This is a genomic window from Lysinibacillus sp. GJ-1 (assembly GCF_021166035.1).
In the GTDB taxonomy this organism is placed as follows: Bacteria; Bacillota; Bacilli; order Bacillales_A; family Planococcaceae; genus Lysinibacillus; species Lysinibacillus sphaericus.
The window spans coordinates 2,850,669-2,874,504 of sequence record NZ_CP088912.1 but is presented as its reverse complement, the minus strand read 5'-3'; the positions used below and the strand labels follow the sequence as shown (position 1 = coordinate 2,874,504).

Below are 23,836 nucleotides of genomic sequence, written 5' to 3'. Positions count from 1 at the left end.
GGGCTTATGCAAACAAATCGCTTTGTACTTGCAGGGACAGGTAGTGGCGTTGGTAAGACAACATTCACGATAGGACTGATGAAAGCATTGCAAGAAAAAGGCAATGTCGTGCAAGGGTTTAAATGTGGTCCAGATTATATTGACCCTAGTTATCATACAGCGGTAACAGGACGAGTATCACGGAATATTGATAGCTGGATGTTTTCGCATGATGCAGTCCGAGATATTGTTGCACGTGCAAGCAAAGATGCAGACGTCTCAATTATTGAAGGGGTGATGGGCTTTTACGATGGTAAAAGTCCATTATCGGATGAAGGTTCGGCAGCAGAAATCAGTGTCGTTACAGAAAGCCCTGTGATTTTAATCGTCAATTGCGCAAGTATGGCTCGCAGTGTAGCTGCTGTAGTCAAGGGCTTTCAACTTCTATCTGACAAGCCTACTATTGTTGGCGTTATTGCCAATCAAGTAGGTAGTGTCGGTCACTATGAAATTGCCAAAGCTGCGATTGAGCAAGAATGTGGTATTCCTGTTATCGGCTATTTAAAGCGAGAAACAGGCATTGACATTCCAAGTCGTCATTTAGGGCTTATTCCAGCTATTGAACGAGGTGAGCTTGATACATTTTTTGACAAGCTAGGTGCTTTAATGGCAGAGACGATTGATTTGGATTTATTGTTAGCTTTAACAAAGGCACCTGTCCTACAAGAGACAGGTCAGCTATTTGCGGCACAGCCATCAAAAAATATTTGTATTGCTGTTGCAAAAGATGCGGCATTCAACTTCTATTACGAAGAAAATTTAGCATTATTACGAGCAAAAGGAGCCACTTTGCAATTTTTCTCACCACTTGCTAATGAACCTGTTCCTGCTGAAGCAGATGGTCTTTATATTGGTGGGGGGTTCCCAGAGGAATTTGCCGATATACTTGCAAAAAATACGGTCGTAAAACATTCCATTCGTGAGGCAATTGCAAAAGGTTGTCCTACATTAGCTGAATGTGGAGGTTTTATGTATTTAACAGAAGCGATTACGAACAGCCAAGGTGAGCGCTATGAAATGCTAGGTGTTATTCCGGGTGAAGTAATGATGCAAACAAAGCTTGCAGCACTTGGTTATCGTGAAATTTTTGGCACTGCGTCTAACTTTTTAATCGGAAAAAATGAAGAAGCAAAGGGCCATGAATTCCATTATTCCACATACAGTGGTACACACGATACGCCCGCTTACGAAACACAAGGACGTTTTGGCAAAAAACAAGAAGGTTATCAAACAGGCAATGTAGTAGCGGGGTATACGCATTTTCATTTTGTTTCTAACCCTAAGCTAGTAGATAACTGGTTAACTGCTTGTAAGAAGGTGAAAACATATGACTAGTTATTTTCCTATCCATCTCAATATCGAATTTAAAACAGTTGTCATTGTTGGTGGTGGGCATGTAGCGACTCAAAAGGTTGCTTCCCTACTACCAGCGAAAGCAAACATTGTCGTCGTTAGTCCGACTTTACATGACACTTTAGTTCCCCTTGTCAAATCAGGCGAAATTACATGGCGTGCCAAGGAATTTGAACCACGTGATTTAGATGATGCAACGCTTATTATCGCTGCGACAAATGATACCAACGTCAACGATGCGGTACAAGAGGCAGCCCAACATTGGCAGCTCTTAAATCGCGCAGATGTGCAAGGTGAAAGTGATTTTATTACACCAGCAACTGTTCGTCGCGGTCCTTTAGTGCTGACGGTATCTACATCTGGAGCAAGCCCAGCTCTTGCACGAAAAATAAAACAAGATTTAGCTGAGCAATTCGATGCTATTTATGAAGATTATGTTTGTTTTTTACAGCAAGCTCGACTAATGGTTGCAGCCAATTTTGAAAAAGGTGAGCAAAGACGTGCAGCGTTACAAGCACTTCTTGAGCCAAACCTATTAGAATGGACACGTAATGGAGAAATTGATCGACGAGAGGCATTTTTACAACAACTATTGACGGGAGAAACGCGATGAAAGAGGGAATTGTATATTTAGTAGGAGCTGGCCCAGGAGATCCTAAGCTCATTACAGTATATGGGCTGGAATGTATTCAAAAGGCCGATGTCATTGCGTACGATCGTCTAGTGAATCCAAAATTATTAGAATTTGCGAAAAAAGATGCTGACCTTGTGTACTGTGGTAAATTGCCTGGTAAGCACCACCTTATTCAAGATGAAATTAATACATTGCTTGTTGAGAAAGCTCAAGAGGGCAAAGTTGTAACACGTTTAAAGGGTGGCGATCCTTTTGTTTTCTAGTGGTGCTGAAGAAGCAGAAATATTAAAAAATAATGGTATAGCCTATGAAGTAGTACCAGGTATTACGGCTGGCATTGCAGCTCCTGCTTATGCAGGTATTCCTGTGACCCATAGAGATTTTGCCACAAGCTTTGCACTTGTGACAGGTCATGGGCGCGAGCAAAAGGGGCAAGATTTTTTAAATTGGCCAGCACTCGCAACTGGAATTGATACAGTCGCTTTTTATATGAGTGTTGGAAACATTGCCTATATTTCAAAAAAGCTTATCGAAAATGGACGTCCAGCAACTACACCTGTGGCGGTTATTGAATGGGGTACTACCGAACAACAGCGCACGATAACTGGGCCACTTCACAATATTGCTAGCATTATTGAACGGGAGGGATATCATAATCCTTCTATGATTGTCGTTGGAGATGTAGTCAACGTACGTGAAAAAATACAATGGTTTGAAGAGCAAGGGCTCGCTTTTAGCTAGTCAGACAACAGAGCAGTTGACTAAAAAGACCTACTTAAAGGAGGACATCATCATGACAGTAATCGAAGCGTTAAAAAATCGTCGTGCCATTCGCAACTATACAACACAGCCAGTAGAAAAGGAAAAAATTGAACAAATTTTACAAGCAGCAACCTATGCACCGAACGACCGCATGCGTGAGCCGTGGCATTTTTATGTTTTACAAAATGATGCTATGAAGCGCTATGAGAAAATGGCAAGTACTTATTTGCAAGAACGTTTTCCAACGAAGCCTCATTTAGTAGAGAGTTCATTAAAAGTTGTGCAAACGACTCCTGTTGCCATTGTAGTGACTGCTGATGTGGTGGAGAATGATGAAGATGCTACAGCAGATAATATTTTCGCTGTTTGTAGTGCCATTATGTCTATGTGGTTAGCCGCAGAGGAGCTAGGGCTAGGATTTGTGTGGCGGACACGAGGTGTTGGGCTTGTTCATGATGCACGTATGCATACATTTATCGGTGCGGACCAAAATCAAAAAGTTGTCGGTACTATTTTTATAGGTTATCCAGAAGAACAAGAGCTTAAAGATAAAAAGCGTACATCATTTGAAGAAAAAACCACTTGGCTTTAAAGGGGGTAGGGAAAATGGCTAGAAAAGGTTTGTTTTTGGTATATACAGGTGATGGCAAAGGTAAAACAACAGCTTCTCTTGGTGTAACATTGCGCGCAGTAGGGCGTGGTTTACATGTGCGTTATATGCAATTTATCAAATCACCAGAGCGTACGTATGGTGAGCAAATTGCCCTTTCCAAACTTGGCGTAGAAATGGAGCAAATGGGCATAGGCTTTACATGGACGAAAACACCAGAGGAGCACCGTGTTGCATTAGCGAAGGCATGGCAAAAAACAAAGGAAGCTTTACAAGATGACAGCATTGATTTACTTGTGTTAGATGAGTTGAACAATGCACTTGCCATTACTAAATTTCCGATTGATGATGTGCTGCCATTAGCTGAAGTGCTTGAAGCCATTGCACAACGCCCTTCTACAATGCATCTTGTCGTAACAGGACGCAGTGCTAATCCTGCTCTTGTTGCTATGGCAGATTTGGTGTCAACAATTGATGCAACGAAACATTACTATGAAGAAGGAATTCCTGCTGTCAAAGGCCTTGAATTTTAACATCAACTGGATTCATTTCGATCATATACACATTGGGGGATAGTCTAATCTTCCTTAGTGTTGTTAGGAGGAAAATCAAAATGTCAGCAAAATCAATTATGATTCAAGGAACAGCCTCTGACGTTGGAAAAAGTATGATATGTACGGCATTATGTCGTATTTTTTCTGATGATGGGTTGAGAGTAGTGCCATTTAAATCTCAAAATATGGCGCTAAACTCATTTGTAACAGAGGATGGCGGAGAAATTGGGCGTGCACAAGGGGTTCAAGCTGAAGCGGCAAGGGTTGTGGCGACAACTGATATGAATCCGATTTTACTGAAACCAAAGCAGGATATGGTATCAGAGGTCATTGTCCACGGCAAGCATTTTTTAAATATGGATGCGAAAAGCTATCGCAATCAATTTGTCCAAGAAGCCATGCCGATTGTAGAGAAGTCGGTTCGTACGTTACAAAATACATATGATGTTATTGTATTAGAAGGTGCCGGTAGCCCAGCTGAAATTAATTTAAAGGATCGCGATATCGCCAATATGCGCATGGCTCATTTAGCCGATGCAGCTGTTGTTTTAGTTGCTGATATTGACCGCGGTGGTGTTTTTGCTTCCATTATCGGGACGCTTGCATTGCTTGATGATGCTGAGCGTGCCCGTGTTAAAGGGCTGATTATTAACAAATTCCGTGGTATGCGCGAGCTATTAGATGATGGCATTGAATGGGTCGAGCGAGAAACAGGCATCCCTGTTCTTGGTGTTGTACCTTATGTTGATGTCAATATTGAAGCGGAAGATTCATTAGCACTGTCTGCCTTACGCTTTAAAAAGCCAAAGCCTGGCGAATTTCCAGTAGACGTGGCGATGATTCGTTTACCTCGCATTTCAAATTTTACTGATATTGACCCATTTTTTGATGAGCCAGAGGTAGGGGTACGTTTAATCGGCAATGTGACAGAGTTGGGCACACCAGATTTGCTTATCCTACCGGGCACTAAAAGTACAATGGACGATTTAGCATGGCTGAAGGCACAAGGCTTTGAACAAGCAATTACAAACCTACGCGCTCGCGGAACAAAAATTATTGGCATATGCGGCGGTTTTCAAATGCTTGGTGAAGTGTTATTAGATCCAGATGCCGTAGAAGGAAATGGCGAGTCAGCGCAAGGTCTCGGCTTGTTACCGATGGAGACCGTATTTGTAGGAGATAAAAAAACCGTACAAATGTCTGGAACACGTGGGCAAGCTATTTTAACAGGCTATGAGATTCATCTTGGTCGTACAAAAATTTTACGGGATGAAGTGTCACCTTTTTTACAGCTAGCAGATGGTCGTGTAGATGGAGCAGTAAGTGCGGATGAACAAGTAATCGGTACATATTTCCACGGAATCTTCCATAATCGTACGTTTACACGTCAGCTTGTTAACGAAATGCGTACGAAAAAAGGGCTTGTTACATTACCAAGTGAAGTCAAAAGTGATGCGGAACGACGGGAAGATGCTTACAATATGCTAGCATCACATGTGCGTGCCAATTTAGATATGGAAAAAATATATGATATGTTAAAAATTGAGGTAAATGGATGACAAGAAAAGGACCATTAGCTATTAATTATGAAGCATTATGGCAAGAAGGTATGAAGGATTGGCAAGGACAAATGCCAGAGCGGATGGTGAACGATCAATTAGAGGAACAATTTTGGTCTCAATCGATCGCTCGCAAAAAAACGGGGCAAACGGATCCTTATGCAGCACTTATTTTTGAAGCAATGAAGCAACATATTCGTCCAGAACATTCAGTGATTGAAATTGGACCAGGGTGGGGCAATTATACATTCCCGCTTGCAGATTATGTACGAGAGTTAACGTGTGTAGATAGCTCAGACAGCATCCTTGATTATTTACAACAATGTTTACAAGAGAACAAGCATATTTCCTATGTCCATGCGAAGTGGGAGAAACTTGAAGAAAATGAGCTAACAGCACATGACATTGTGCTTGGTGTAAACTGTTTTTATCGTATGTACGAAATTAAATCGGCATTATATCACATGAATCGGTTGGCTAAAAAGCGAGCAATTATTGGCATGACTACAGGCTCAATTCAACCACACTATGAAGTATTACATGAGAAATATGGTTATGATATTAAATATCCCCGAAGAGATTATATTGAATTTTTAAATTTATTGTATGAAATGGATATTTATGCAGAATGTACAATTATTCCTTTGGAGCGTACGTATGAATATGAAACGTATGACCAGCTTGTGACAACGCAAAGTAAAAAAATATTAAGTACAGACTTTAACCGCTCGCATGTTGAGGACTCACTTGCTCCATTTATAGAAGAAAAAATGGGCGTTATTACTACCGTCATGATTTCCACGCAGCACTTGTATCATGGCAACCGAAATAATAAGAAAAACCTTTGGCGATTGCTTTCACCAAAGGTTTTTCTTATGTTTCGCAATAAGGTACAATAGAACAACAGAAAAAGAATTGAGGTGGCAGTTATGCAACTACATTTTTTAGGAACAGGAGCAGGCATGCCTTCGAAGGAGCGCAATACGAGCGCATTAATGGTTAAGCTATTAGAGGAAAACGGTGAAATGTGGCTTTTTGATTGTGGCGAGGCGACCCAGCATCAAATTTTGCATACGTCTTTAAAGCCACGTAAAGTGACAAAAATTTTCATTACCCATTTACATGGCGACCATATATTTGGTTTACCTGGATTTTTGAGCTCACGTTCATTTCAAGGTGGAGATGAGCCGTTGACCATTTATACCAGCCGGCTTACAACAATGGGTAGAGCAGACATTTGCTTTATCAAAAACCCATTTAACGTATCCATTGCAATTTGTAGAAGTACATGAAGGCGTCATTTACGAAGATGATAAATTTACGGTGCGTGCAAGTGAATTACGACATGTCGTGCCCTGTTTTGGTTACCGTATAGAGCAAAAGGATTTACCTGGTGAGTTACTGATGGACAAAGTCCAATCCTACGGCGTACCGAAAGGACCATTACTTGGACAGTTAAAGAAAGGACAAGATATTGCACTTGATAATGGCACCATTATTCAAGCAAAGGATGTTGTGGCACCTCCGAAAAAAGGCTTTACGCTTGCGATTTTGGGGGATACAAAATATTGTGAACAAGCCATTTCCTTGGCTGAACAAGCAGATGTTGTTGTGCATGAGGCGACATTTGATGGGAGTACTACGGATTTAGCTGCGAGCTATGGTCACGCTACCAATGTAGAAGCAGCGATGGTAGCAAGTAAAGCTGGTGCGAAATATTTACTTCTGAACCATTTAAGTGCACGTTTTTTACCACATGATTTACCAATTTTTTTAGCCCAAGCACAAGCCATTTTCCCACAAACCTTCCTTACATCGGACCAAGCGGTTTTTTATTGGAGTAATAATAATTTGTTATTTTAGTATAATTATATGCATTGGATGAAAAGTAATTATTTTGAAATTGAAACACCTATTTTAATGAGCCTTCATTAAAATAGGTGTTTTTCTATTGGGTCTATAAGTCTAGAAAAAGTCGTGGGCAGAAAAAGTAAACTTCTAAAATAACTTATTTTTTTACAATAAATATGAGAAAAAGACCATTCTATTGGTATTTTTCTAGCAACTTTATAGATAGGTAATTTTTTATTACAAATTAATGACAATTTCATCGTTAGAATAAATTTATTATTTAAAATTATGAAAAATTACATTAAATGTAGGGAAATGATGTTGTATGATGAAATGGAAACAATCCTACTTTAGGGGGAATAGTCAATGGGGAAATCAATGAAATGGAAAATGATGCTGGAAATTATGGCCATCGTGGTGTTAATAATTGGCGCATTTTCTGTTTACATTTTTCAGGCGACCTATAAAAGCGTCAAGAGTAATGGTGAGGCACTCGCTAGCTCAATTGTTATGGGCATGGAAGGGGCTATTCAATCCAGAGCAAAAGCAGAAGAAATTATGGAGAAGGAAATGATTGCGGAATCTGTGATGGCTTCGTACATTATTGACAAAGGTGCTACATATGAAGATTTAAAAGAAATCGCTGAACGAGGCGGGATTGACGAAATTTGGAGTACCGATGATAAAGGGAATACGGCAGTGACATCGGTAGCACCATATATTGATTTTAATTTTGGTTCCGATCCAAATGGACAAGCTGCTGAATATATGCAGCTATTAGATGGTCGCGCTACACAAATTGTGCAAAAAGCACAGATTCGAGACGTGGATAGCGAATTTTTTAAATTTGTTGGTGTTAATAGTTGGAATCCAGCTACACCGCAAATTATCCAAGTAGCAAGACACGGTCAACAACTGTTAGATTTAGAAGCTAGTATTGGCAGTGAATATTACATAAATGAACTAAACAAATATTTATCTAAAACGGTCCTTTTTGCAGCAGTTGTAAATGAACAAGGAGAGCCCATTGTTGCAACAACGGATAAAAATTTAACTAAGATTGGCTTTACGAAAGAGCAATTTACTTCGGCAAAAAATACTGAATTTTCTGGGCGTTATGATGGGAAACGTGTTACACAATATGTAAAGCCTTTATCAAATGGTACCTCTTTAGCGATTATTGTGTCGAATGAAGTGTTATCGAATATACTTTTGGGGACAATTATTGCCTCCATAATAGTCGTATGTGTTATATTCCTCATCACAGGCTTCTCTATTAATCGACAAGTTTCTCGCATTTTAAAAGTGCGTAATTCACTAGAGGATATTAGCAAAGGAGAGGCAGATTTAACGAAGCGGATTGATGTAAGTTCGAACGACGAGATTGGTCAATTGGTTACATCTTTTAATGGGATGATGGACAACTTCCAACACATTATGAGAGATTTAAAACAGGATGCTACGCAAATAAAAGAGGCGACGTACATTATTCATGGAAATGCCCATCAAACTTTGGATTCAGCGCACAATATTCAAGATGAATCGCACCAAGTTGCACAAGCTTCATTTGGGCAATTAAAAAATACAGAAGATAGCGCCCAATCTATGGAAGAATTAGCGCGTAGTATTCAGCATATTTCTGATTCGATTGCAGAAATTTCTACGATTTCTCGTAACACCGAAGAAAATGCCAATAATGGTTTGCACATTATGAATCGCTTGCAAAATCAATTGGAAGATGTTCATCAAAAAACAGATCTTTCAGTTGCGAGTATGCAGGAATTAGAAAAACTATCTGCAATGATTGGTGAATTTACGAATGTTATAACAGGTATTTCTGATCAAACGAATTTGCTAGCACTAAATGCATCAATCGAGGCAGCTCGTGCCGGTGAGGCTGGTAAAGGCTTTGCCGTTGTTGCGGAGGAAGTGCGTAAATTAGCAGAGGAATCGAAAGTTGCTGCAGATCGCATTTCACATGTTGTGATGAATGTCCAAAAAGAAACGACGAATATAGTATCTACTATCTATACAACAGCAGATGTTTTACATGCAGGTCACGCCATTGCAAGTGAGGCTCGACAATCCTTTGAAGGCATCCATAATGATGTGCAAGTGTTAGCTGAGCAAGTAGATTTAGTTTCTAGTTCAACGGAAGAAATTGCCGCGAGTACGGAAGAAGTAACCGCTACAATGGAAGATGTTTCATTATTAGCCAAGCAGACCTCCGCTAGTGTAGATGCGGTTGCACAAAAAGCGCAAAATCAAGCAACGAGCATGAATGAGATGACGGCGATTATTGATATGCTAAATGGGACAGCAGAAAAACTAGAACAATCTGCTGGAAAGTATAAAGTATAATCGTTGACGTCGTATAATGAGTAGCGTGTCTTATTATAGAAATATAGTGCGTTTAATAGATGATTTCCGTATAATTAAGTAAAAAGGGAGTGGTTGAATGGATCAACAAAAGATGCCACCAGCTGTTTTACGTTTACTTGTTATCTTTCCCAACGTATTAAGCTATTTATTACTAGGCGGACTTATTATCTATGTTATTTCAAATTATGAAGTGTTAAAAACAACTGAAAGCTTGAAAGTATGGCTAATTCTTATTGCAGTTCTTGCCCCTGCAGCAGTATATACAACTTTTAGCATTATAAAAAAAATTCGTGCTGGTCATATGTAGCAGTTATGACAACGCGTTGCATTTTTTGGATTATCAAAAAATGCAGCGTGTTTTTTTATTAGACTTTCAAAAATGGCAAAATGAGCGAAATACGAATAAAAAATTCCCTTCAAGGAAAACTAATAGGACGAAGTGGTGAATCATTATGTAGAAAAAGAGGTGTGTTACATGAAGCAATCAAACTGTGACGCTGCTCCACTAAAGCAAACAATAAAAGAAGAGCTTAAACAAGTCATTACTTCTTTACAGCAAAGTTTAGCCTCAATGGATTCTCAAGAAGATTGTCTACTGACAGATTTAGAGCAAATAAAAGGCAACTTTTTAACGATTGAAATGCAAGCGGCAACGTTTTATTTAAATTGCTATTTGTCCCCATTTACAGAAAAATACCCAGAACTATCAATTTGCGTGCAAAACATGTCAAAAAGACGACACGGTGGATTAATTGTCTTTGAAAGAAAAGACGCCGTAGATCATCTGATTAAGCCGGGAATTCATATTGGTGCAGAACTTACGCATTCTTTATTAGAATCTATTTTTTTCCCAGGTAATCCTCTCCATGACGGTGCTGTGTTAGTTAGAAGCAACCGCATTGTTTCAGCGGCCAATGTGCTTCCACTGTCAGATATTTATACCGGTGATAAAAAACTCGGTACAAGACACCGAGCTGCAATTGGTTTAAGTGAGCGTAGTGATGCCCTTATTATGGTTATATCAGAAGAAACGGGAAGAATTTCATTTGCTTTTAACGGAAGCTTACATCCGATTACGTCACATGGAATTTTATAATAAAAAAAATATCTCAAATTCGAGATATTTTCCTTGCACCGTTCTCACTTGCATGGTAAAGTGAGTTTACAGTTCGAGGAAGGGAGGGCGAAGTGATGGAAAAACATACACTCGGCTCACTTACATGGTTGCGGATGATGCGCTTTACCAATCAAAGTAATCAGCTATCGAATGAATTTTTAAAGCGTTTTAACTTAACAACTGCACAGTTTGATGTGCTCATTCAAATCAAAACCTATGCACCATTAACGCAATCACAACTAGCAGAAAAGGTTACTGTGACCCAAGGTGGTATGTCACGAATGCTTGCACGCCTTGAAAAAGAGGGGCTTATAGAGCGCAAGCAAAATTGGAAGACCAAAACGATATCGCTGACGGTAAAAGGGATGGAATTGATCGATGCTGCTACGCCAAGCCAACTTCACTTTCAATCCTCATTTTTTGAAGAGGTTTTATCAGAAGAAGAAATGAAAGCTTTATATACGCTGCTGTCAAAACTAGAAAAACATAGTCGAGAAAAAAAATTACCCGAGGTGTGATTTTTTTTACTTCATCACTTGCGTAGTCAAGTGAAAACGTTAGGAGGACTTTATATGCAAAAAATTAGCGGTCATCATCATATTTCAATGTTAACGAAAAATGGCAAAAAGAATAACGATTTTTACACAAAAATCCTCGGTTTACGTCGGGTGAAAAAAACAGTCAATCAAGATTCTCCTTCGATGTATCATTTATTTTATGGAGATCTTACAGGGGCAGCCGGAACAGAATTAACTTTTTTTGAAATGCCTGTAGCTGGACGTACTGTCCGTGGAACGAATGCCATTACGCGCATTGGCTTATTAGTACCTAGCTATGATAGTTTACTATATTGGAAAAAACGTTTTGAGCTATTACAAGTGGAGCACAGTGATATTACAACATATGCAGGCAAAGATGCTTTGCTTTTTGAGGATCATGAAGGCTTGCGCATGGTGCTGTTAAATCATAATGGACAAGCAATACCAGCCGAGTGGCAAGCATGGGATGGGTCTGATATTGCATCAGCGCATCGTATTTTAGGGATGGGCACAGTTGAAATGACTGTTCGTTATTTACAGCGTACAGTAAATTTATTACAAGAGCTTTTTGACTATAGCGTTGTCACGGAAGATGACATAGAAGTACGACTTCAGTCAATTGCTGGCGAAACGTTGGGTGAAATCATTGTCAAGGAGTTGGAAGGACCAAGTGAAAAACCAGGTCGAGGAAGTATTCATCATCTTGCACTGCGCGTAGCTACAGTAGAAGAACTTCAACAATGGGATGCAGTAATTAAAGCGCATGGTTTAGACAGCACAGGCGTTGTCGATCGTTATTACTTCCAGAGCCTTTATTTTAGAGATCGTAATGGCATTCTTTTTGAAATGGCAACAGATGGGCCTGGTTTTACGGTAGATTCTGCTATAGAGGATTTAGGAAGAGAACTTGATTTGCCACCATTTTTAGAAGCACAGCGCACAGAAATTGAAGCGATTTTAGAACCACTCGATTAAAGGGGAGCGTACAATGGAAAATTATCGTATCGATCAATCAGCAGGTTTAGAATTTGGACTTTATTCACTTGGAGATCATATTCCGAACCCTTTAACAGGTCATCGGATTTCAGCTCAGCAACGTATACAAGAGCTAATTGAAATGAGCCAATTAGCGGAGCAAGCTGGCATTGATGTTTTTGGCGTAGGGGAAAGTCATCAGTCGTATTTTACAACACAGGCTCATACAGTTGTGTTAGGTGCCATTGCACAAGCGACGAAAAAATAAAAATTGCAAGTTCTGCCACCGTGTTGAGTGTATCCGATCCAGTAAGAGTCTATGAGGATTTTGCCACCATCGATTTAATTTCAGATGGACGTGCGGAAATTGTCGCAGGTCGAGGGTCGCGCGTTGGAGCCTATCATTTACTAGGTGTCAATTTACAAGACTACGAAGAAATTTTTGAGGAAAAATTAGCACTGTTAAAAAAGCTCAATGAAGAAGAGCTTGTGTCATGGGAAGGGCAGTATAGAGCACCGCTTCATAATGCGCAAATTTTACCACGGCCTAAAAATGGCACATTGCCTATTTGGCGCGCGGTTGGGGGTCCTCCTGCAAGTGCCATAAAAGCTGGCTATATGGGCATTCCAATGATGTTAACGACATTAGGTGGACCTGCTATTAACTTTAAACCTTCCGTGGATGCTTATCGTGAAGCAGCTGATCGAAGTGGTTTTGATGCAGAAAAGCTACCGATAGCAACAACAAGTTTATTTTACGTGGCTGATACATCAAAAGAAGCTTTGCAAAATATGTATCCTCACCTTAATGGAGGCTTCCAAGCAATTCGTGGGGGTGGTTATCCAAAACAACAATTTGCTGAAGCAATTGATACACGAGATGCCCTTATGGTTGGTAGTAAAGAACAAATTATTGAAAAGTTGCTTTATCAATATGAACTGTATGGCATGCAACGTTTTATGGCACAAATTGATTTTGGAGGCGTACCTTTCGATCAAATTATGAAGAATATCGAAATCATTGGCCATGACATCATACCAGCAATTAAAAAATATACAGCAAAGTAAGTTTGGGAATTGCCACTAACCTGAGCGCAATCGCCACGAAAAAGGAAGTAATCGCCACGAAAATCAGCCCAATCGCCACAAATGCCAAAAAAACGCTGATAGCTTGAAAGATTCTAAGCTATCAGCCAACTTTGTATTACCAACCACGAACATATTGCACGGGCGGTTCGATTTTTGCGCCGAGTTCTTTGGCAGCATGCAGAGGACAGTAAGGTTCGCGCAATAAAACACGACCTAAGAAAATTAAATCAGCACGATTATTTTGCAATATTTCTTCTGCATGTTGCGCAATTGTAATTAGACCCACTGCACCAGTAGGGATATTTGCGCCAAGTTTAATCGCTTCCGCATGTGGCACTTGGTAGCCAGGGAATGGATGAATATCTGCCTGTACGACTCCGCCAGTAGAGACATCCACTAAATCTACGCCTTGCGATTTCATCCATCGACTAAAGACGATAAAGTCCTCCATTGTTGTGCCATCTTGTGCATAGTCTTCAGCAGATACACGAACGAGTAGGGGACCTTCCCAGACGCTTCGGATGGCATCAATGACTTGACGCAATAAGCGATAGCGATTTTCCTGTGAGCCACCGTATTGATCGCTACGTTTATTTGTTGCAGGTGATAAAAATTCACTAATCAAATAGCCATGTGCGCCATGAATCTCCAACACATCAAAGCCTGCTTGACGAGCGCGCACAGCTGCATTTTTAAAGGCTTCAATAACATTGTCAATATCGGCAAGTGTCATCTCACGTGGTGTTTTATAAGCATCACTAAAAGCCATCGCGGAAGGGGCAAAGATTTCACCCTCTACAGTTGCTTTACGCCCTGCATGGGCAAGCTGAATGCCCGTTTTAGCTCCGTAAGCTTGCATATTTGTTACTAATTGTTGTAACCCTTCGATATGAGCGTCATCCCAAATACCAAGGTCATTACTAGAGATGCGTCCTTCAGGTACTACTGCAGTAGCTTCCAATAGTATTAAACCAATTTGCCCAGCGGCGCGTGTTGCATAATGCACAAGATGGAATGGTGTTACAAGTCCGTCTTCCTTCGCAGAATACATACACATGGGGGCCATGACAATGCGGTTTTTTAAGGTAATCGATTGCAATTGGTATGGTTCAAATAATTTCGTCAATTCAAGCCCTCCTAATTCCTAGTTATTACCTCTATTTTGCATGGATTATTTGCTTTTTGCAAGCGCGCGAGATCGAGCTTCTGCTTCTTTAATGCATGCTTCAATCGCTGCATTAAATTGATACTGTTCAAGTGCTTTAATGCCAGCTTCTGTTGTACCACCTGGACTTGTCACTTTTTTACGAAGGACATCAGGTTCGTCAATAGATTGTTTGAGCATTTCAGCTGTACCAGCAAGCGTTTGGGTCATAAGAAGTCTGACAGTATCTTTTGACAGCCCTACTTCCATACCAACCCGTTCAAAAGCTTCCATTAGATAATAAATATAAGCAGGACCACTTCCAGAGAGTGCTGTAACGGCATGTAATTGGTCTTCCTCCACTTCAATTACAGAACCAACAGCTTCTAATAATTGTAAAAACATGGCGCGCTGTGTAGCCGATACTTGCGCATTAAATGCAATGCCACTTGCCGACATGCCAATTGTTGCAGAAGTATTAGGCATTACGCGAGCGACTGGACGTAATCCTAATTGCTCAGTGATCGTGCTAATAGCAATGCCAGCTAAAATGGATAGAATGGCCGTATGTTCAGTTATTTTGTTTTTCAGTTCAAGCATTGCCTTGATGGCATCCTTTGGTTTCATCGCCAAAATAATCAAGTCTGCTTGCTGGTATATCGCATCCTCTATGCTAGTCTGGACGCCATACGTATCGTGTAAAAACTGTAAACGTTCCTTATCTGAGCGATTGGTGACATAAATTTCGTGTGGTGTAAATACGTTCTGTTTTATCCAACCGTGCATCAATGCTTCTGCCATGGAGCCAGCACCGATAAATAAAATTTTTTTCATAGGAAAAACCTCCGATTCAAAATAAAAAAGCGCTCTCGTCCTTAAATAGAAGGACGAAAACGCTGTCGTTTCCGCGGTACCACCTTTGTTTGCCAATTCGGCACAACTCTTAGCCCTTTTATCGCAAGGGGGAACGGTTATGTTGTCATAACTGCTCAGAAGTAGGTTCTGTATTGGGAGTGGGTGATGTTACTTGCAGCAAATGTAACACTCTCTAGACACCTTCACCATTTACATACTTGGCTTCCTCAACGCATATCTAATAATTTGATTATTCAAAATTATAGTAATAATACGTCAAGCTGTCAACAGGAGGGTGACTTGAGAAAGAAAAACTTGTAAAATAGGTGAATGAGTATTCATTATTTACTTACACTAAAGGGGGAGACAGCTTTGTCGATACACAAAATAGAAATTCCAACACCCTATGAAGTAGGAGATGTCAATGCATTTATTGTCAAAGGTGATGCATTAACAATTTTTGATGTTGGTCCGAAAACAATGGAAGCTTATGATGCACTGAAATGGGGTATTCGGGCAGCTGGCTTTGATTTACGAGATATTGAACAAGTTGTGTTAACCCATCACCATCCCGATCATGCAGGTTGGGTGGATGCTTTTCCACATGCAGAAATTTTAGGCCATGCCTATAACGATAAATGGTTACGACATGACGAAGATTTTTTACGTTATCATGAGCAGTTTTACAGTGAGCGTTTGTTCGAACACGGGGTTCCACAGGCATATATTGAGCATAGTGTCCATGTTCGACGGGAATTAGAGCTTGTAGGGGAGCGACCATTAACCCAAATTTTATACGATGGCGATGAAGTTCCAGGTCATCCCGGGTTAAAAGTATTTGAAACATTAGGGCATGCGCAAAGTCATTTTATTTTTTGGGATGAAAAATTACATTATGTAATTGGTGGAGATTTATTATTAGAAAAAATAACTCCTAATCCATTAATCGAACCACCGTTAGATCGCACATCAGGTCGTCCAAAATCATTGTTACAATATAATGCTTCACTAGAAATATTGCGTCAATTGCCAGTGAATATTATGTATACAGGGCATGGCGCAAATTTAGAAGATATACCAGCTCTCATTGATAAGCGACTAGAAAGACAACACCAACAATCCATGAAGGTCTATGAGTTACTAGGAAATGATCAGCTAACAGTTGTACAAATGACAAAGCGTTTATATCCTTCGATTTTTCAGCATCAACTAGGCTTAACATTATCTAAAACACTTGGGCATTTGGATTATTTAGAGGCAAATCATCTTGTGGTTTCAGGGAAAAATGAGGCAGGTATCTATTTGTTTAGAAGAAAGTAGGGTTCATACATGAAAATGAATAAAAAGACAATCTTTGTAACAGGTGCAACGAGTGGTGTAGGGTTAAAAATTACAGAATTATTAGTTGCACAAGGCCATCATGTATATGCAACAGGGCGTAATGAGGTAGCGTTAAAAACATTACAACGTTTAGGTGCCAATGTGATACAAGCTGATTTAACGTCACTTACAGCAATTGATGAAGTATGTGCGCAACTGCCTCCGCTCGATGTAGCCATTTTTTCTGCGGGAGTTGGTAAATTTGCTATTGCGCCTTTGTTATCGGATGAACATATAAGCGAAATGCTGGAGCTCAATGTGCGCGTGCCGATGTATTTAGCAAAACGTCTAGCTGCACCAATGATTGTGCGTGAACAGGGGCAACTAATTTTTATCGGTTCACAGGCCGGCAAAGTCGCTACTCCGAAGGCTAGTGTTTATGCGGCAACAAAGCATGCCATTGTTGGTTTTACCAATGGTCTGCGTATGGAGCTAGCACCCTATAATATTAAAGTAACAGCCATTCACCCGGGACCAATTGATACACCATTTTTAGATAAAGTAAACGATGAAAGCGGTTATCGTGAGTCTCTAGGTCGATTTATTTTAACACCTGAAGAAGTGGCACAGGCGACAGTAAAAACGATAGAGCGTCCAGTTCGAGAAGTAAACTTGCCCAAAATAATGGGCTTGACGAGTAAACTATATGCTCTAGCGCCTGCTACAATCGAATTTTTAGCCAAACCACTATTCAATAAGAAATAACGGTGCCAGTCACCCGAAAAATTCTGAATATTTTGTGTGTCAAGCACCAACTATTTTTTTATAAAAATGCACTTGTATTTATTTTTATAACATGATACTATTCGTGTATAAACTTTTAAGTGAATGTATAAACATACATATCATATAGAGCAATTGGAGGCGCATTTTGTATGGCAAATAAAAAAGTAGTTTTAGCATACTCAGGCGGTCTTGATACTTCTGTAGCAATTCCGTGGTTAAAAGAACAAGGTTGGGACGTTATCGCAGTTTGTCTAGACGTTGGTGAAGGAAAAGATCTTGAATTTGTAAAAAATAAAGCACTTCAAGTAGGTGCTATTGAATCATATATGGTGGATGCGAAAGATGAATTCGCTGAAGGATACGCACTTATTTCATTACAAGCACATACTTGGTACGAACAAAAATACCCATTAGTATCAGCACTTTCTCGTCCTTTAATTTCTAAAAAGTTAGTGGAAATTGCTAACCAAGTGGGTGCGGATGCAGTCGCTCACGGTTGTACAGGTAAAGGAAACGACCAAGTTCGTTTCGAAGTGTCAATAAAAGCATTAAATCCAGACTTAGAAGTACTTGCTCCTGTACGTGAGTGGGGTTGGAGCCGTGATGAAGAAATCGAATATGCAATGAAACATAATGTACCGATTCCGGCAACATTAGATTCACCGTTCTCAATTGACCAAAACTTATGGGGCCTTGCAAACGAAGCAGGCGTAATGGAAGATCCTTGGGTATCTCCACCAGAAGAAGCGTATGGCTTAACGGTTTCTGTTGAAAACGCGCCAAATGAAGCTGAATATGTAGAAATCGAATTTATTGCTGGTAAACCTGTAGCTTTAAACGGCAAAGAAATGAAGCTTGCTGATTTAATTCAAGAACTAAATGCAGTAGCAGGTGCACACGGTGTTGGCCGTATCGACCATGTTGAAAACCGTTTAGTTGGTATTAAATCTCGTGAAGTATACGAAATTCCAGGTGCAAAAGTACTGTTAACTGCTCATAAAGAGCTTGAAGATTTAACACTTGTGAAAGAACTAGCACACTTCAAACCAGTGATTGAGAAAAAATTATCTGAATTAATTTATGATGGTTTATGGTTCTCTCCTTTACGTGATGCATTACAAGCATTCCTTGCTGAATCACAACAATACGTAAATGGTACAGTACGTGTGAAACTTTACAAAGGTCATGCCATTGTAGAAGGACGTAAATCACCAAACTCATTATACAATGAAAAATTAGCAACATACTCTAAAGAAGACCAATTCAACCACGCATCTGCTGTAGGCTTCATCGAATTATGGGGTCTGCCAACAGTGGTTAACTCTTCAGTTAATAAAAAATAATTATTAAAAGTAGGGTGTAGTGTAGCATGAACGCTGTACTGCACCTTTTCGATAAGTAATTTAGGAAAAGGTGAGCTGTTATGACAAAACTTTGGGGCGGACGTTTCCAAAAATCAGCAGAAGCATGGGTCGATGAGTTTGGCGCATCCATCGGCTTTGACCAGCAACTTGTATTGGAAGACCTAGAAGGTAGTGTCGCACATGTCACGATGCTTGGTGCAACGGGAATTTTACCAGCAGAGGATGTAGAAGCTATTCTTGGCGGTCTCGCACAATTACAGGAAAAAGCAGTCGCTGGTGAGCTTGAATTTACTGTTGCCAATGAAGATATTCATTTAAACCTTGAAAAAATGCTCATTGATTGCATAGGACCAGTTGGTGGTAAACTGCATACAGGCCTTAGCCGTAATGACCAAGTGGCAACGGATATGCATATTTTCTTAAAGAAACGTGTAAAGGAAGCCATTGATTGTATCGAGACATTCCAAAAAACGTTACTAGAAAAAGCAGAGGAGCATGTTGAAACAATTGCGCCAGGTTATACGCATTTACAACGTGCACAGCCAATTTCTTTTGCACATCATCTAATGGCATACTTTTGGATGCTTGAACGCGATAAACAACGTTTTACGGAATCCATTAAACGTATTGATATCTTACCATTAGGTGCTGGTGCCATGGCAGGGACAACTTTCCCGATTGATCGTCTAAAATCAGCGGAGCTACTTGGTTTTAGTGAAGTGTATGCGAATTCTATGGATGCTGTAAGTGATCGTGATTTTATCGTCGAATTTTTAAGCAATTCATCCTTATTAATGGCGCATTTATCTCGCTTTGCTGAGGAAATCATTTTGTGGTCAACAGATGAATTTAAGTTTATCGAATTGGATGATGCATTCTCGACAGGCTCATCTATTATGCCACAGAAGAAAAATCCAGATATGGCGGAGTTAATTCGCGGTAAAACTGGTCGTGTTTATGGTAACCTAATGGGCTTACTGACAGTTCTAAAAGGAACACCGTTAACATACAACAAGGATATGCAAGAAGACAAAGAAGGAATGTTCGATACAATGCATACAATTCTTGGCTCTTTAAAAATCTTTGAAGGTATGGTACGCACGATGACCGTCAATACGGAGCGTCTGCACAAGGCAGTCCACTCTGACTTCTCAAATGCTACGGAATTAGCAGATTACCTTGCAACAAAAGGCATGCCATTCCGTGAAGCACATGAAGTAACAGGTAAATTAGTGTTTACATGTATTCAAAAAGGCATTTATTTATTAGATTTACCGATTGAAGATATGAAAAAAGAAAGCGAGCTTATCGAAGCGGATATTTATGATGTATTAGCACCTGAAGCCGCTGTGCGCCGTCGTCATTCATTAGGTGGTACTGGTTTCGATCAAGTCAATATTCAAATCGCTAAAGCAAAAGCTTGTCTTTCTTAACTATTTTGCGTGCAAGTCCTTTGAGACATTTGCATAGATATTCATTAAAGCTGTCCAGAGAGGCACTATGAAAAACCTTAATCCTTTTTCTGTGGAGCCAGAGGGTGAAACAAAAAAAGAGCACCTTACATATGTGAAGGACAATCCCCAATTTTCGGAGACGCGAAATTGGGGTTTTTGTATAAGGAACATATAGTTATGTAAAAAGGGGAGAAATGTCATATGACGGATCGTTTTACAAAGGGGTTAGAAACAATGAAGCACTATGTGACAGAAGAAGAGGTATACCGTATGGTAGAATCGGATGCCCTCGCTGACATAGCGCCCGATTTACGCAAAATGATTATCGAGTTTGCCTATGGTGATGTCTATTCACGCCCAGGGCTTGATGCGAAAAGTCGAGCACTTGTCGTGATCACAGCAGTTGTTACACAAAGTGCTGTTCCACAAACGAAAACCCATATAACACGAGGGTTGCATGCAGGATTAACACCTACTGAAATTGTCGAAGCACTTTTGCAATTAGTGCCCTATATCGGCTTTCCTCGTGTACAAAATGCGCTAACGATTGCTCAACAGGTATTTGCAGAAAAGCAGCTAACTGTAAAAAAATGAAGCGATAAAAATTTTTCAACAACATGTATAGAGTTTTGGGATATGGCCCATACTGTTAAAGGATACACTTAATCATCTAATATGATGAGGAGGATGCAGAATGAGCAGTTCAACTCCAGTAGACAACGAATCTCAGGAAAGTCCGCCACAGCTGAATAAGGTTTATACTTCACATATCTTAAGGAGTAGGTAATGAGAGATATCTCTGGGTTACTGTATCTTAAGATGAAGTAGAGACCACAACTGTACAATCAAATAGAAGGTATAAGTGTCCAAGGACCCAGAATTTTTCTGGGTCTTTCTTTTTTGCTAAATTATGTTGATATTGCAAATAAACTGTTATACTCTATGTATGACAGATGGAGTCGCAAATATATAACTATTATCGTGTTGATTATGCGTATTGTGATGAGGGAGGGTTTTGATGAAAAAACTTTTTGTACTATGTTTGGTAGCGTTCGCATTAGTTGCCTGTTCGCCAAAAGAAAATGCAACACAGGTCGACAAAGAGGAGGATGAGCATGCTATGAATGAAGAGCTAATCGGAAAATGGGCAGGGGATATTGAACTTCCAAATGGTTCACTACCAATTATTGTAGACTTACAAAAAGAGAGCGGAACATTATCTGTTCCTGCACAAGGGTTAAGTAATTATCCATTTAAAAGTGTGTCATATAGTGGTAATAAAGTACACATAATCATTCGTTTAAATGGCTCGGCGATTGAGGTAAACGGGACGTTAAAAGACGAGCAAATTAAAGCAACATTTAATCAAAATGGAGGGGAATTCCCCCTTGTTTTAAAGCGCTATAAAGAACAGCCAGAACAACCTGTCTCCTACGAAACACTCACAGTACCAGTTAAAGATGGCGATTTAACGGTCGCACTGCAAAAAAGCAGTAACAAGCCTTCACCAGTCGTACTCATTATTGCAGGCTCTGGTCCGACAGATAAGGATGGAAATTCCGCAATTGCAGGAAAAAATAATAGTTTGAAAATGCTTGCTGAAGGATTAGCTCAAGAAGGTATTGCAAGTGTACGATACGATAAACGAGGTATCGGGGATAATGCATCGCTATTGAAAAAGGAAGAGGATATCTCCATCGATCAATATGTTGACGATGCAGTGCAAATTATTCATGTACTGTCCGCCAATCAAGCTTTTTCAAGCGTTCATATTATTGGGCATAGTGAAGGGTCATTAATTGGCATGCTCGCCGCTCAAAAGACCAATGTGGCATCATTTGTGTCAATAGCAGGCGCAGGTAGAAGGGCTGATACGTTACTTTTAGAGCAATTATCAGGACAATTAACACCTGCTCTAACGGCTGAAACTAATATGATTCTAGCCGCGCTGAAAAAAGGAGAGCAAGTGCAACATGTATCGCCTGAGCTACAAGCATTATTTAGACCTTCTGTGCAGCCATATATGATGTCATGGCTGAAATATAATCCAGCTACTGAACTTCAACACGTAGAAGGACGCGTGTTACTGATTCAAGGAACGACAGATATCCAAGTGAATGCAACAGATGCCGAAGCGCTTAAGCAAGGCGATGAAAAAGCAGAACTTCTCTATCTGGAGGGCATGAATCATATTCTAAAAAACGCACCGGAGGATAGAACGAAGAATTTAGCGACCTATGCAGACCCAACATTGCCGCTACATCCAAAGTTATTGCCAGCCATTCACAAATTTATCGCCAATGAACAGTAGCGATAGACAAATGGTCACAACATAGGTCTGGTTCGACTTATGTTGTGGCTGTTTTTATTTTTAAAAGGGTCAAGTAACGAGTATCAGCATGATGAATGCTTGGGCAGGTCACACAATTTTTTCTCAAAACAAATACATTCATGTACTCTTTGTAAAGCGTTTCATAATATGATGGTGAAAATATCGCGTTATTAAACAACACACATAAAAATTTTTCGCGATTTCAAAAAAGAGGTGTAGTCTTTTAATCGAACGGTCATACTAACATGGATTCACTTATAAAGTCTATAATGATGAGGAGGATGTAAAATGAGTAGTGGAACAATTAGACCCGAAATCTCAAAAAATCCACCGTAACTGGACAAGGATTAAGCGTTCAAAATCTCAAGTAAATGGTGAAACGGAGATTACTCTCCATAACCGTATCTTGAGAAGTGAAGCGAAAGCCCGACAGTTTTAATCATGCTAGAAGTAATAAGTGTCATCAAGCCCAGAAATTTTTCTGGGCTTTTTTTATTTAAGGTTCTGTACTATATAAGTATTGGATGTGTAGTAAAATAAAGGAAGTGAGAAGGGAGGAACTAGAATGAGCAAGCAAATAAACATTCGCGTCGCATGTTTTGCAGATGCACAACAAATGCTGAAGATTCAACAGGAAGTAATGGCTGAAGAACGATATTTCATCTCGACCGAAGCAGAATTTCAACAAACAATTGAAGGTCAGCAAGCATGGATACAGAAGAAATTGGCGAATGATCGTGACATAATTCTTATTGCCGAATGCAATAAAACGATCGTTGGCTGGCTAGCATTTCAATCGCCAGAACGAAAACGTCTAGCCCATACAGGTAGCTTTGGAATGATGGTTCGAAAAGATCAACGAGGGCAAGGAATTGGGAAACGTTTAATTGAAGCGCTACTGACATGGGCAGCTGCCAATCCACTAATCGAGAAAGTTTGTTTAGGCGTATTGTCCAGCAATATCAGTGCTATTGCCCTTTATCAAAAAATGGGTTTTATCGAAGAAGGTAGAAAGATACATGAAATCAAAATCGCTGACAATCTATATGTTGATGATGTATTAATGTACAAATTGGTTTAATGCATATTTCATTCTGTTAATAAGAAAGAGGTTGTT

21 protein-coding genes and 3 pseudogenes are annotated in these 23,836 nt (G+C 39.9%); 22 read left to right on the top strand and 2 right to left on the bottom strand.

Annotated elements, in window-relative coordinates:
- The first annotated feature begins 6 nt into the window (after positions 1–6).
- The 14 genes and pseudogenes from LO754_RS14225 (at position 7) to LO754_RS14160 (ending at position 13,443) form a co-directional block, all read left to right on the top strand.
- Positions 7–1,374, top strand: coding sequence for a cobyrinic acid a,c-diamide synthase CobB (locus tag LO754_RS14225; RefSeq protein WP_024361103.1), 1,368 nt, complete (start codon positions 7–9; stop codon positions 1,372–1,374).
- Complete coding sequence (locus tag LO754_RS14220; protein WP_025219887.1) at positions 1,367–2,005, top strand: precorrin-2 dehydrogenase/sirohydrochlorin ferrochelatase family protein; 639 nt, start codon at positions 1,367–1,369, stop codon at positions 2,003–2,005. The genes LO754_RS14225 and LO754_RS14220 overlap by 8 nt, the downstream gene beginning before the upstream one ends.
- Positions 2,002–2,767: pseudogene (cobA, locus tag LO754_RS14215) on the top strand (uroporphyrinogen-III C-methyltransferase). The gene LO754_RS14220 and the pseudogene cobA overlap by 4 nt, the downstream one beginning before the upstream one ends.
- 52 nt (positions 2,768–2,819) lie before the next feature.
- Entirely contained in the window at positions 2,820–3,380 is a 561-nt protein-coding gene (locus tag LO754_RS14210; RefSeq protein WP_229386989.1) for a nitroreductase family protein, read from the top strand.
- A gap of 14 nt (positions 3,381–3,394) precedes the next feature.
- Complete coding sequence (locus LO754_RS14205; RefSeq protein WP_229386988.1) at positions 3,395–3,931, top strand: cob(I)yrinic acid a,c-diamide adenosyltransferase; 537 nt, start codon at positions 3,395–3,397, stop codon at positions 3,929–3,931.
- An 80-nt stretch (positions 3,932–4,011) separates the two neighbouring features.
- Positions 4,012–5,511, top strand: a complete 1,500-nt coding sequence (locus LO754_RS14200; RefSeq protein WP_108030058.1) for a cobyric acid synthase — start codon at positions 4,012–4,014, stop codon at positions 5,509–5,511.
- Entirely contained in the window at positions 5,508–6,410 is a 903-nt protein-coding gene (locus LO754_RS14195; protein WP_231784647.1) for a class I SAM-dependent methyltransferase, read from the top strand. The genes LO754_RS14200 and LO754_RS14195 overlap by 4 nt, the downstream gene beginning before the upstream one ends.
- 30 nt (positions 6,411–6,440) lie before the next feature.
- Positions 6,441–7,374 (top strand): annotated as a pseudogene (gene rnz, locus LO754_RS14190) (ribonuclease Z).
- Positions 7,375–7,728: 354 nt separating this feature from the next.
- A complete protein-coding gene (locus LO754_RS14185) occupies positions 7,729–9,723 on the top strand; it encodes a methyl-accepting chemotaxis protein (protein WP_024361095.1) in 1,995 nt (664 codons plus the stop codon).
- A 97-nt stretch (positions 9,724–9,820) separates the two neighbouring features.
- A complete protein-coding gene (locus LO754_RS14180) occupies positions 9,821–10,051 on the top strand; it encodes an acyl-phosphate glycerol 3-phosphate acyltransferase (RefSeq protein WP_231784646.1) in 231 nt (76 codons plus the stop codon).
- Between the two features lie 168 nt (positions 10,052–10,219).
- Positions 10,220–10,840 (top strand): sporulation-specific diadenylate cyclase CdaS, encoded by a 621-nt coding sequence (gene cdaS / locus LO754_RS14175; protein WP_024361093.1) that lies wholly within the window; start codon positions 10,220–10,222, stop codon positions 10,838–10,840.
- Positions 10,841–10,935: 95 nt separating this feature from the next.
- Positions 10,936–11,379 carry a MarR family winged helix-turn-helix transcriptional regulator gene (locus LO754_RS14170; RefSeq protein ID WP_024361092.1) on the top strand — a complete coding sequence of 148 codons (444 nt, stop codon included), beginning with the start codon at positions 10,936–10,938 and terminating at the stop codon, positions 11,377–11,379.
- A gap of 54 nt (positions 11,380–11,433) precedes the next feature.
- Entirely contained in the window at positions 11,434–12,375 is a 942-nt protein-coding gene (locus tag LO754_RS14165) for a ring-cleaving dioxygenase (protein ID WP_024361091.1), read from the top strand.
- A gap of 13 nt (positions 12,376–12,388) precedes the next feature.
- A pseudogene (locus tag LO754_RS14160) lies at positions 12,389–13,443 on the top strand (LLM class flavin-dependent oxidoreductase).
- Positions 13,444–13,579: 136 nt separating this feature from the next.
- Here LO754_RS14160 and namA read toward each other — a convergent pair.
- A complete protein-coding gene (namA, locus tag LO754_RS14155) occupies positions 13,580–14,590 on the bottom strand; it encodes an NADPH dehydrogenase NamA (RefSeq protein ID WP_231784645.1) in 1,011 nt (336 codons plus the stop codon).
- Positions 14,591–14,635: 45 nt separating this feature from the next.
- Positions 14,636–15,442 (bottom strand): pyrroline-5-carboxylate reductase, encoded by an 807-nt coding sequence (gene proC, locus LO754_RS14150; protein ID WP_024361088.1) that lies wholly within the window; start codon positions 15,440–15,442, stop codon positions 14,636–14,638.
- A 393-nt stretch (positions 15,443–15,835) separates the two neighbouring features.
- Here proC and LO754_RS14145 point away from each other — a divergent pair, with 393 nt between their 5' ends.
- The 8 genes from LO754_RS14145 to LO754_RS14110 all read left to right on the top strand — a co-directional run bounded on the left by LO754_RS14145 (position 15,836) and on the right by LO754_RS14110 (position 23,800).
- Positions 15,836–16,783 (top strand): MBL fold metallo-hydrolase, encoded by a 948-nt coding sequence (locus LO754_RS14145; RefSeq protein WP_024361087.1) that lies wholly within the window; start codon positions 15,836–15,838, stop codon positions 16,781–16,783.
- A 9-nt stretch (positions 16,784–16,792) separates the two neighbouring features.
- Positions 16,793–17,548 carry an SDR family NAD(P)-dependent oxidoreductase gene (locus LO754_RS14140; RefSeq protein ID WP_229386982.1) on the top strand — a complete coding sequence of 252 codons (756 nt, stop codon included), beginning with the start codon at positions 16,793–16,795 and terminating at the stop codon, positions 17,546–17,548.
- A gap of 170 nt (positions 17,549–17,718) precedes the next feature.
- Complete coding sequence (locus LO754_RS14135; RefSeq protein ID WP_231784644.1) at positions 17,719–18,912, top strand: argininosuccinate synthase; 1,194 nt, start codon at positions 17,719–17,721, stop codon at positions 18,910–18,912.
- Between the two features lie 80 nt (positions 18,913–18,992).
- Entirely contained in the window at positions 18,993–20,366 is a 1,374-nt protein-coding gene (gene argH, locus LO754_RS14130; RefSeq protein WP_231784643.1) for an argininosuccinate lyase, read from the top strand.
- Between the two features lie 222 nt (positions 20,367–20,588).
- Positions 20,589–20,981 carry a carboxymuconolactone decarboxylase family protein gene (locus LO754_RS14125; protein ID WP_025219880.1) on the top strand — a complete coding sequence of 131 codons (393 nt, stop codon included), beginning with the start codon at positions 20,589–20,591 and terminating at the stop codon, positions 20,979–20,981.
- Between the two features lie 424 nt (positions 20,982–21,405).
- Positions 21,406–22,698: a serine aminopeptidase domain-containing protein gene (locus LO754_RS14120; RefSeq protein WP_231784642.1), complete on the top strand. Its 1,293-nt coding sequence runs from the start codon at positions 21,406–21,408 to the stop codon at positions 22,696–22,698.
- Between the two features lie 316 nt (positions 22,699–23,014).
- A complete protein-coding gene (locus LO754_RS14115; protein WP_231784641.1) occupies positions 23,015–23,158 on the top strand; it encodes a YpzG family protein in 144 nt (47 codons plus the stop codon).
- A 126-nt stretch (positions 23,159–23,284) separates the two neighbouring features.
- Positions 23,285–23,800 (top strand): GNAT family N-acetyltransferase, encoded by a 516-nt coding sequence (locus LO754_RS14110; protein ID WP_108030063.1) that lies wholly within the window; start codon positions 23,285–23,287, stop codon positions 23,798–23,800.
- Positions 23,801–23,836 lie beyond the last annotated feature (36 nt).